Below are 10497 nucleotides of genomic sequence, written 5' to 3'. Positions count from 1 at the left end.
TCGCTGCCAGGACGGCCTCGATCCCCTCCGGTCTCCCCATACCAGAACAACGAGTCCGGCAGCCGGAAGCCACGACTTGTTTCCCGGCAAGCCCTAAGTCGTACGGTGCCGAGAAATGATGGCGAGTATGGGGTGGCACGATGCGGTGCGGGGCAGCGGTGGAGGAACTGGCGTCCGACGTGATGGGAGAACTGCCCACGGACGCACAGCGGGAGATCGTGGAACGCGTGGAACTCGTGCGCTCGGCTCCAGACGCGTGGCTGGACGTACGGGACCCTGGCAGTGTCGAGGAGTTCCGGGAGGTGTTCGGGGCACGCTGCTGAATCCAGTACATGCCGTACGACGGGGCCATCGAGGCATGCGAGATCGGCTGGGCGGGACAGGGCAACGCGAAGGGCCCGTAAGTCGGTGTGACTCCCGGGCCCTGGCATCAGAGTTGATGCAGTTGTGTCAGTCTTCGCCGGCCGGTGCGTTCTCGTCGGTGCGGCGAGCACGGGCGGCCACGAGAATCCCGATACCGCTGGCGACAAGGAACCCTGCGCCGCCGACGAGCCACCGGCTGGCATCGGCTCCGGTGTGGGCGAGGGAGCCAGCCTGGGTCGCGGACGTGATTCCGTCGGACACATCGGCCGCCAGCGAGGAGTCGGTGTCCGATACCGCCGAGTGCGCCGGGCGTGCCGAGGTGCCGCCGCCAGCCGTCTTGTCGCCCTGCGTGGTTGCCGTACTGGTCGGCTGGTCCGTCGCCTTCTCGCTCGGAGCGAGGCTTGAGCCGGTCGTGGCCTTGGAGTGGGTGACAATCACGGTGACCGGGGCGCCGGGCCTGGCGGTGAACGTCTTCGCGGGCTTGTTCAGGGCGTAGCCGGAGGGTGCCTTGGTCTCCTTGGCCCAGAACTGCGTCGTACGGCTGGAGATCGGCAGCTTGCCGGAGGCGGTGCCCTTCGGGCCCGTTGTGAGGGTGAGGAGAGTCCTGTCACCGGTGCCGATGTTGACGGTGGAGCCGGGCAGCACCTTGCCGGTCTTGCTGTCCCTGGCCTTGAATGTGATATGGGCGGGCTTGAACGGGTCGGTGATCGCCAGCGGGGTGTCTGCGCCGGGGGTGACGATGACGTCTTGGTCGTCGACGACCTCGTGCAGCGGGCTGCCGCTGGAAACCTCCTTGAGGCGGTAGACACCCGGCGCGAGGTCCTGGAAGGCCAGCCGGCCCTCGGCATTGGTGGTGCCGCTGGCAATATGCCGGCCGCTGGAATCGAGCAGGATGAACGCGGCTCCGGCCAGCACATCGCCGACCGGGTCCTTGGTGAGGATCGTGACGCCGCCGTTGCCAGCCGCGCTGAGCGCGTCGACAGAGGCGGAGGGGGCCGGTTCCGGGGTCTGCGCAGACGCGGCCGGAGCCAGGGCCACTGCGCCGGTCACGGTGGCGACGGTGAGGGCCACACAGGGCAGACAGCGGGCACAACGGATACGCAAGAAGGAACTCTCCTGAAGAGGAAGCGGGCAGGACGGCTTTCGGGGGCAGCCAGGAAGGGCCGGTCAGCGGGCGCGGGCCGACGGCGGCTGGAGGGTCGGGGCCGGACGGATTTGCTCTGGAAGGCCTGCGGGGGCGTCGATTTCTCTTCCGCGGGCGGCGGCCTGGACAAGGCGGTGCTGTTCTTCGGGCGGCAGCGTCGCGATATGCGACAGTCCCTGCATGACGGTGGTGCCGCGCAGGACGCTCGGTGTCAGGCCGGCGGCGTGCACGATCCGCGCGGCGGCCTCAGCCTCGACCAGAACGCCGAACTGCGCTGGGACGCCGAGCAGTTGAGCGGCGTGCTCGCTGCCGGTGAGTGCCTCGGTGAGAGGCAGATCGTCATCGAGGGCACGGTCGACGATGTCGAGCCAGATGGACGTAGCGCGATGGAGGCGGGCGAGGAAGCCGACGTCGGTGAGCCAGCGTCTCCGGGCCGGTTCTGGATCGGTTTCGAGTCGAGCCGTACGCCGCCGGACGCAGTCTGCACTGCCGGCCGTTGCCGGTTCGGGCGCCCAGACGGTCAGGTAGTCCTGGATGGCACGGCTCAACGGGAGGACGGCTGCGCCGATCCAGGGGGAGGCGTCGTCGTGGTGCCAGTCGCGGATGACGCCGTACCCGTCGTGTCCGGGCCGTTTGCCGAGGCGGGCGTCCCGTACGGCGAAGGTGCCGTGGTCGGCGAACGACAGGTGCTTCTGGTCGAGGGCGCCGTGGTCCGGGTGCAGGATGGTCAGGCGCAGACCGCCGTACTCGCGCACGCGCACGGACTCGGCGATGTCGATGCGCAAGCGCAGCGGCGAGTCGGGCGTGATGACCGCGTAGCAGCCGTTGCCGACCACCCGCCGTTCGTGGACGGGCAGGTCGAGCAGGTCGGTGAACAAGTGCTGGGCGTGCAGGGACAAGTAGTGGTGTTCCTCAGCAGCGGTTGGCTCCCGGTGGCGTCGGAGGCGACGGTCATCTGCCGGGGCGGGCAGACGGGTCAAGCCGGGCCGCCAGTGTGGGCCCGGTGCTCGATGTGCCGGCCCTGGAGTGCGTGGGCTCGGCAGGGGACCAGGGCGCTGGCGTTCGGCTCGGCGACGGGGCGCCTCGGTATGCGACGGCACCAAACTGGGCGATGGGGAGAGTGCGGTACTGGCGGGTGTCGGCCGGAATGCTCCCCACTGCGCGGGTGAGCGGCACGGTAGAGGCGAAAAAAGAGGCAGGCGCGGCGGCGGAGAACGTCGCCTTCCGCAACGGGTTGTCGGGCGGTCCGCCCCAGGCCGACCAGACAGATGCAGCCGGATTCTTGCGCGCGTAGTCGTGTCGCAGCACGCCGTGACCGTCCAGGCTGTGGAAGCACTGGCCGCCGTCCGACGTGATTTATGCGCTGTTGAACTGTCCACGGGCTATCCGGCAGTGCCGGAGTGGGAGTGGGCGTTGCCAAGGTGTCACTCACGCAGGTGCCCCACGGCCATTGGCTCTGGCTGGGTTCGCCGGGGACGACTGTACTGCTGTCTACGCCCCGGCGAGACCGACTGCGTTCGCCGCCCCATGAACGGAACGTCAGCTGATCACCGTGACGCTGGTGGCCTGCGGGCCCTTGGTGCCCTGGCCGATCTCGAACTGCACCCGCTGGTTCTCCTCCAGGTACCGCACCCCGCGTGAATGGATCTCGGAGTAGTGCACGAAGACGTCCTCACCACCGCCCTCGGGTGTGATGAATCCGAACCCCTTCTCCGCGTTGAACCACTTGACCGTTCCCTGTGCCATTGCAACTCCCGCATCTGTGATGAATGCCCTGGCTGAGACGCCCCCCGGGGGCACCTCTCCGCGATCTGACGAGTCTTCCACCCCGGTTGCCGCAGACGGTCTACCGACCCGCCGGTTCCCCTGCCGGTGCCACCCCGGCCCTTCTACGGCCGTCCTCGTCGTCCCCTACACCCGCCCGTAGGCGTTCCCGAGAGTTATCGGGCGATGGTCCTCACGCTCCCGCGCGAGGCAGCCGCAGGGCGACGCAGCCGAGCCCCACGCGTTCCCCCGGCGAGCGCAGCACACGCACGAGCCCGGCATCCCACTACGGCCCGCCGCTACCAGGGTCCTGGCACTTCCCTGGGCAGACCTGCCGTTCGAGTGGCGTTTGCCGCGGCCCGGGGCGTGGACACGGGCGGGCGGGCACCACAACGGGTTCGCTCCACCTATCCCCTCCCCTCCCTGGAACCGAACGAGGATCCCCATGCGCCTGCGCATTCCCCTGATCGCAACACTGCTCGCCACCACAACGTTCGCTGCCGCTCCTCTGGGCCAGACAGCAGCCGCAGCCGACGACTACGACACCGTCGCCTGCAAGAGCGGCAACCTCACGATCACGTTCGCCCACGCCTTCACCACCGCCAGGCAGCCCGTCAAGGTCTCCGGCACCGGAGCCGTGAACCGCTGCCTGCACTTTGGCGACGAACCGACCCCCATCACCAGCGGCACGCTCAAGATCGAAGGCGCCGTCCCCGCCGCATGCCACCAGCCGATCGGCCCCGGCAACGTCAAGGTGACGGTCACCTGGAACACCGGAACGCGAACGGCCATCGACGACGTCACCTTCCGCAGCACCGGCAACCACGCCGCCACCGCCCAACTGGACGGCGGACGCATCAGCGACGGCCCCTTCAAGGGAGGCGTGCTCGGGGTCGACCTCACCAACAGTGGCTTCTCCGGACTACTGCTGACCAGCTGCTCCCTGAACGACTCCGACGCGCAGGAATACACCGTGACCATCAACCGGTTCGCGGTCGGGGACGCCGAGTTCAGTATCTAGCCACCAGCTGAAGCGCCCGCCCCTCCCGCCGCCAGCACAAGGCAGCCGCTACTGGAGGGACGGGCGGCGCCGCGCCGGGCGGGGCCCAGCAGCCGGAGTGCACGGCATCGACCTAGGTACTGGAGCTGTCCGCGAGCAGGGGCAGCAACTGCCGTTCCAGGTCTGCCGGTTGACCGACGTAGTGGAGCGTGCGCAGGCCAAGGGCAGCGGCGGCCAGGCAGTTGTCCTCTCGGTCGTCGACGAACAGGACGCGTCCGGGGTCGGGGATGCCGGTGGCGGTAAGGGCGTGTTCGTAGGCGGCTGGATCCGGCTTGCACCGACCGAGGCGTGCGGAGTAGAGGGCGTCGTCCATCAGTTCGCGCCGCCAGTCGGTGGCGTCCAGGACGTTGCTGAGGTGGGCCGGGGCGTTGGAGAGCAACACCATCGTCAGCCCCGACGCGCGGGCGCGGTACAGGAGGTCGAGGACGTGGGAGTCGGTGCGGGTCCACATGGCGGTGTCGGCCGTGCGGAGTTCACGCAGCAGGCGCGGTCCGGGGTGGGAGCCGAGCACCTTGGCCCAGTACGCGAGGTCGCTCAACTCCCCCGCGTCGTACGGTTCGCGGGCATTCCAGAAGGCGTGCTGGAGGGAGGCGAGGCCAGTGTCGGGCCAGTCTGCGAGCCGGGCGAGGTGCTGCCACTGGCCGAGGGTCGGTTGCAGGCCGATGACGCCGTTGTAGTCGAGGATGACGGCGTCCACGCCGATCGGGGATACGGGAATGCGGGTCAACGGGTTGGTTTCTCCAAGGCTTTGGGGGCGAGCGCGGCGACGGTGGCGGCGAGGAAGGCGGGCAGCAGCAGGGACGTGGACAGGGACGTGGCGGTGGCGAGGGCGCCGATGAGGGCGGGGCCGACGAGCAGGCCGACATAGCCGGTGACGGAGACGGTGGCCACCGCGGTGGGTCCGCCGGGACCGGCGGCGGTGATGAGCGAGGGGATCGTGGTGGACAGCCCGAGCCCGAAGGCGGCCCACCCGGCCAGGGCGAGCGACGCACTGTCGGATGACGCGCCGGTGGCCAGGCCGACCGCGGAGAGCAGGGCGCCGGCCCGGGCCACGGTGGGGGCGCCGAAACGGGTGGTGAGCGTGTCGCCGGTCAGCCGGCCGGTCATCATGGCAGCGCTGTAGAGGGCGAACGCCGTGGCGCTGACCGTGGTGGTGGCGTGCAGGCTGTGCAGGTGGACGGCGGCCCAGTCGGCTGCCGCCCCCTCGCCGAGCAGGGTCGCGGCGGCCAGCGCGCCCAGCAGCCACAGTTTCCCCGTCGGCAACACCCGGCCGCCTTCGCCGTCTCCGGGCCCGGTGGGTACAGCCTGCCCCGGGCCGCACAAGACGAGGGTGTGGGATGCGGTGGCGAGCACGAGGACGACCAGGACCAGGCCGGTCAAGAGGAAGATCACGCTGTGCGGCGTGCGGGCCGTTGCGGCAGCGAGTCCCGCACCGGTGAGGGCACCGCCGGAGTAGGCGGCGTGCAGCGACGCCATGACGGGGCGGCCGATGGCGTGCTGGCAGCGCACTGCCGCGGTGTTGAGGGCAACGTCGAGGATTCCGTGCGCGGCCCCGAAGACCAGCGCGGCCAGGAGCAGCGAGGCGAGGGTGGTGCACTGGCCCAGGGCGGCGAGGCATCCGGCGAGAGCGGAGCCGCCGCCGAGGGTGAGGGCGGGCAGCTGCTCGGGCCGGGCGAGCCGGCCGCCGAGGGTGAGTCCGGCGACCATGCCGCCGGCGGCGGCCAGCAGGACCAAGGACAGGCGTGCGGTGCTCAGGTGGGCGGCGTGCTGGACGGCGGGCATCCGTGCACCCCACAGGGCCATCACCGCGCCGAGTCCCAGGAAGTAGCCGGTCAGCACCTTCCGTTGGCGGGAGGTGGCGGGCGGACGGCTCATGCGGCCCGGCCGCCGTCGCACGCACCGGGGGTGCGGGGCGTGATGTGGAAGTCGAGGCTGCGCGCGGCCTGTTCGGCGCGCGACGTGGCTACGGCGGCGGTGGGGCCCGTGGTGATCAGGTAGCCGATACGGGCGGTGAACATGTCGCCCCCGTCGGCGGGCAGCAGCAGGCCATCACCCCGGTGGTGCTGGAGGTGGAGGCGCTCCAGCCACGGCGGCCGGTCCCCTTCGTACGCCAGACGGTCGAGGGTGCCGGAGGTGTCCGGGTAGAGGAGGCGGATCGCGGCGGCCGAGGCGCGAGTGCTGGTGAGGTCGGGGGTGCGGTCGCAGGCGATGTCGGCGGCAGCCCGTGCCAGGTCGATGCCGGTGGCGAGGTGCACGAGGTGGCTGGTCATGTCGCCCGCGATGCGGCCGTTGACTTCGATCAAGCGGGGGCGGCCGTCGACCAGGCGGAGTTCGACGTGGCTGACGCCGTCGGTGACTCCGAGCGCGCGGATCGCCGCGCGCGCGGCGGGGGCGACCACGTCGAGCAGCGGGTCGGCCGCGTCGACCGAGTGCGCCGTCTCCTCGAAGAACGGCGCCTGCCCTACGGTCTTGCGGGTGACGGCGACCGCGGTGCTCTGGCCGCGGTGGGTGACGCACTCGACGGAGACCTCGGGCCCGTCGAGGTATTCCTCGACCAATACGCTGCGGCTCTCGCGCCCCAGCCCGGCCACCCGGTGCGCGAACGCGTAGGCGGGGCCGAGCTGTTCGGGGGTGTCGGCGCGGATGACGCCGATGCTCGCGGCGTGGGCGGCGGGCTTGCACACGACCGGGTAGCCGATCCGTACGGCGGCGTCCTGCGCCTCCGCGAGACTGCGGACGCTGGCGGAGGCGGCGGAGGGGACGCCGTGGCGGGCGAACAGGGTCCGTGCGGTGGCCTTGTTGCGGCACGCCCGCATCGCCTCCGGACCCGCGGTGGGCAGGCCGAGCTGGCGGGCGAGGCGCGCGACCGGGACGAGCAGCCACTCGGTCCAGGTGAGCACCCCGGCCAGCCGGTGCCGCTCGGCCAGCACGCGGCCGGCGGCGGACAGCGCCGCCTGGTCTGTCGGGTCCGCGACGACCACGCAGTCGCGGAGGTAGGGCACCTCCCAGGAGGGTTCCTCGCCGGTGATGAGAACGACGTCGTAGGCGGCGGCCACCGACTTCAGGCAAGTGCCACGGTAGCCCTCGGCTTCCCGATCGGCGGCGACGACCAGGACGACAGAACGGTCGGACAAGAACAGGCTCCTCGAAGATCCGATGACGGTCGGCGAACGGGTGGTGGATGTCACGGGCTGCGCCAGCGGCGCGTCTCGATCACGCTGGCCCAGTCGGGGTATGCGGCGATCAACTGGCCCTGCGTACAGGGCCGTGTAGTTGTTGTTGAGTCCCTCGACCTCGTAGAGGTGGTGCCAGCGCAGGGCCTCGAACAGGGCCTTCATCCCGACCCGCCTCGCGCCCTGGCCGAGGCGGTCGGCGACGAGCTGCTCCAGGGCGCGGTAGACACCGGAGTGCTGGGCGTCGAACGCGCGGAACTGGTCGATGGTGGTGGATCCGTCCTGGTGCGGGAGACCGAATCCGGGACGTCCGTCCCGGTTGATGGCGGGCATGGGCGGCGAGGTGTCCTCTCCTACCGGGAGGTCAAGTGGTGGAGACTTCGGCGAGGGTGCGCAGCCGTGCGAACGCGGTCGCGAGGCCGAGGGCCTGCAGGAGAGCGGCGATGGTGATCGCGTGCCCGAGTGAGGCGGCCGGAAGGGCGGCGACAAGCAGTCCCGCAGCGGGGTAGGGCAGCAGGAGCAGCAGGATGGTCACGGCGAGCGTGCTGGCGAACACGTCGGGCGGGATGAGATGGGAGCGCAGAGTGCGCAGGACCACGGTGAGGCCGCCCTCGCCGGCCATCAGGACGGCGATGAGCACGAGGTATCCGCTGTAGGTGTGGGTGTGAGCCACCGCGAGCGTGGCACCGGCAGCGATGGTGGCGGCGATGGCGCCGACCGGCCACAGGCCCCACCGGTCGATCGCCCTACGGGCGACGGTGATCGCGAGCAGGGAGACAAGGGCCGCTGCGGACCAGATGAGTCCGGCCTGGGCGCTGGAGCGCCCGAGTTCGCGGATCACGATGACCGGGACGGCCGCCTGGAGCAGCGCGACGGCCGTGTTGGAGACGATCAGGCCGCCGATCAGCCAGACCAGAGCGGGCAGGGCGCGCAGCGTGCGCCAGCCGGTGCGCAGTCCGCCCTTGCCGCGCGCGGCCTCGCCCGGCGCGGTCGGCCCGCCGGGGGCGAGGGCGGCGGCGAGCAGGGAGAACGCGGCGAGTGCGCTGAGCATGATGGCCGGTCCGCCGTGTTCGAGCAGCAGGCCCGCGCCCAGGGGCGCGGCGAGCATGGCCGTCTGGTCGATCCCCAGCAACACGGACTGCACCCGGTGCGCCCGGGCTCTGGCCGTCCGGCTCGCCCCGCCGCCCGCGGTCTCCGCCGCGACGTAGCTGAACTCGCTGAGGAAACCGGTCAGGGGGGCGAGGGTCATCACGGTCACCACCGCCGCGACCCCGGTTCCGGGCACGGCCATCAGGAAGGCGGCCACCGCGACGGACAGGGCCCGCAGGGCACACGCGGTGCGGAAGACCCGGGCGAATCCGTAACGGTCGACGACTGTACCGGCCACCGTGAACGCGCCCAGCCGCGGCAGCCACTCCAGCGTGAAGGCCAGTCCGGTCAGCGCCGCCGACCCCGTCGTGGCCACCACCGTGAGCGGGATGCCGTAGGTGGCCATGGCGGACGCGGCACCGTCAGCGCTGCGCGGCAGGTACACGCCACGCGCCAAGGACCAGGCCGGGTGGCGGGCGTGGCGGGCGGGGTCTGCCCTCACGCGGCTATCCCGGTATCAGCGACCCCGGCGACCAGCGGATTGTCGTGCAGCCATTCCTCCAGGAGACGCCGCAGCCGGGCGATGTCCGCGCCGTCCTCCACGCCCCCTGCCGGACCGTCGGCGCATCGCCGGTGTCCGCTTTGCGAGGACCGGAGCGGTGGCCCGGTCAGGAGAGCGAGGGTGTGCTGGATCCGGCCTGTGAAGTCGCAGACCGGTGCCGGATACGCGTGGCGTCGCGCCCAGCGGGCCAACTCGTCGTACACGCCGGCCAGTTCCCCTCCCGACACGGTCAAGGCGAGGCCGGCGCCCGGTTGGACGTGGACGAGACCCAGGAGGCGGGCCCGGCCGGTGTCCCGGCGCAGGTGAACTCCGGGTACGTCGGGGACGGTGCGGCGCAGCGCACGGGGCGGGACAGGACCGTTGTCGTCGATCTCGGTGATCAGGCGGATCAGGGCCGGCGAGGACAGCACCGTGCATGCGTGCTCGACGCCGGACGTGGAGAGAATGGTCATCGGCGCGGTCCTCCGGTCGGCAGGGCCGCCGGCGGCCGGGCGGGGCCGGCGTGCGAGAAGAGGCCGCCGTGCCGCCAGGCCGGGGACGGGCTCCGGCCGGTGGTGGCCGGTGCCAGCGTGGCGGCCGGGACGGGACGCCGCGACGGATTGCTGACCCACTTCTGGGCTGCGGACGCGGCGTCCGGACGTCCCCAGACCGGGTGGTGCGCGGCCTGCCGCAAGGGTTGCCCTGCGGACCAGGCGGACAGCGCGCCCAGGACGGGTCCGAGTGCGTCGCCGGCAGCGGACAGCCGGTAGGGGTGTCCGCTGCCGTCGGTGTCGATCAGACCGTCGGCCACGAGCTGCCGAAGCGGCGGGTAGACGTTGGTCCAGTCGCTGTCGGGCATGACGATCCGGGCCAGCGTCCGGCCGCTGCTCTCCCCGCGCACCTTCAGCACCCACAGGAGCGCCACGGCGTGCCGCCGGGTCAGGAGGGTGAGGCTGTCCTCGATCTGCTCGATCGCCGGGAGCGGCTTCTCCGGCTGCTCCAGGTTCTTCTCGGCCCAGGTGACGATCAGCGGCAGGACCGGCAGCAGCGTGCCAGCCCGGTCGGTGTGGCCGTAGGTGACGTGACGGGTCGTGTGCTCGGTGCGCCGGACGAGGCCCGCATCGCACAACTGCCTGAGCTTGAGATGGAGTTGGCCGTTGAGCAGCCACGGCACCTTGCGCGCGATCTCCTTGTAGCGCAGCGGCTGCGCGTCGAGGGCCAGCAGGATCCGCGCGTTCCAGCGCGGAGTGATCATGGCGAGGGCCTGGGAGACCCGGGCGATGTCGGTGTCGGCGTCGTGAGGCAGACCGGTGAGAGTCAAGGAAGCAACTCCTGGGTGCACGAAGGAAGGGGGATCGGCGGA

General features: G+C 71.3%; 11 protein-coding genes. 2 read left to right on the top strand and 9 right to left on the bottom strand.

The window, feature by feature from the left end; genetic code table 11:
- Positions 1–140 precede the first annotated feature (140 nt).
- Entirely contained in the window at positions 141–323 is a 183-nt protein-coding gene (locus tag ACIQPR_RS46265) for a hypothetical protein (protein WP_403662823.1), read from the top strand.
- 127 nt (positions 324–450) lie between these two features.
- On the opposite strand, the gene ACIQPR_RS46260 is transcribed toward ACIQPR_RS46265, so the two are convergent.
- The 3 genes from ACIQPR_RS46260 to ACIQPR_RS46250 form a co-directional block, all read right to left on the bottom strand.
- Positions 451–1413, bottom strand: coding sequence for a collagen binding domain-containing protein (locus ACIQPR_RS46260; RefSeq protein WP_403662820.1), 963 nt, complete (start codon positions 1411–1413; stop codon positions 451–453).
- A 117-nt stretch (positions 1414–1530) separates the two neighbouring features.
- A complete protein-coding gene (locus ACIQPR_RS46255; protein WP_403662817.1) occupies positions 1531–2406 on the bottom strand; it encodes a hypothetical protein in 876 nt (291 codons plus the stop codon).
- 640 nt (positions 2407–3046) lie between these two features.
- Complete coding sequence (locus ACIQPR_RS46250) at positions 3047–3253, bottom strand: cold-shock protein (protein WP_403662814.1); 207 nt, start codon at positions 3251–3253, stop codon at positions 3047–3049.
- A gap of 463 nt (positions 3254–3716) precedes the next feature.
- On the opposite strand from ACIQPR_RS46250, the gene ACIQPR_RS46245 reads away from it, so the two are divergent.
- Positions 3717–4292 carry a hypothetical protein gene (locus tag ACIQPR_RS46245; protein ID WP_403662811.1) on the top strand — a complete coding sequence of 192 codons (576 nt, stop codon included), beginning with the start codon at positions 3717–3719 and terminating at the stop codon, positions 4290–4292.
- Positions 4293–4404: 112 nt separating this feature from the next.
- Here ACIQPR_RS46245 and ACIQPR_RS46240 read toward each other — a convergent pair whose 3' ends face one another.
- The 6 genes from ACIQPR_RS46240 to ACIQPR_RS46215 all read right to left on the bottom strand — a co-directional run bounded on the left by ACIQPR_RS46240 (position 4405) and on the right by ACIQPR_RS46215 (position 10455).
- A complete protein-coding gene (locus tag ACIQPR_RS46240; protein WP_403662809.1) occupies positions 4405–5058 on the bottom strand; it encodes an HAD family hydrolase in 654 nt (217 codons plus the stop codon).
- A complete protein-coding gene (locus ACIQPR_RS46235) occupies positions 5055–6206 on the bottom strand; it encodes an MFS transporter (protein ID WP_403662806.1) in 1152 nt (383 codons plus the stop codon). Before ACIQPR_RS46235 ends, ACIQPR_RS46240 begins: the two co-directional genes overlap by 4 nt.
- Positions 6203–7465 (bottom strand): ATP-grasp domain-containing protein, encoded by a 1263-nt coding sequence (locus ACIQPR_RS46230; protein ID WP_403662847.1) that lies wholly within the window; start codon positions 7463–7465, stop codon positions 6203–6205. The genes ACIQPR_RS46235 and ACIQPR_RS46230 overlap by 4 nt, the downstream gene beginning before the upstream one ends.
- Positions 7466–7868: 403 nt before the next feature.
- Positions 7869–9095 carry an MFS transporter gene (locus ACIQPR_RS46225; protein ID WP_403662803.1) on the bottom strand — a complete coding sequence of 409 codons (1227 nt, stop codon included), beginning with the start codon at positions 9093–9095 and terminating at the stop codon, positions 7869–7871.
- Positions 9092–9607, bottom strand: coding sequence for a regulator (locus ACIQPR_RS46220; RefSeq protein ID WP_403662800.1), 516 nt, complete (start codon positions 9605–9607; stop codon positions 9092–9094). The genes ACIQPR_RS46225 and ACIQPR_RS46220 overlap by 4 nt, the downstream gene beginning before the upstream one ends.
- Positions 9604–10455, bottom strand: coding sequence for a winged helix-turn-helix transcriptional regulator (locus ACIQPR_RS46215; protein ID WP_403662797.1), 852 nt, complete (start codon positions 10453–10455; stop codon positions 9604–9606). The genes ACIQPR_RS46220 and ACIQPR_RS46215 overlap by 4 nt, the downstream gene beginning before the upstream one ends.
- Positions 10456–10497 lie beyond the last annotated feature (42 nt).

The sequence above is a fragment of the Streptomyces sp. NPDC091280 genome, from assembly GCF_044768565.1.
Classification (GTDB): domain Bacteria; phylum Actinomycetota; class Actinomycetes; order Streptomycetales; family Streptomycetaceae; genus Streptomyces.
Note: the sequence above shows the minus strand (reverse complement) of the source record. Positions and strands in the feature narration are given on the sequence as shown.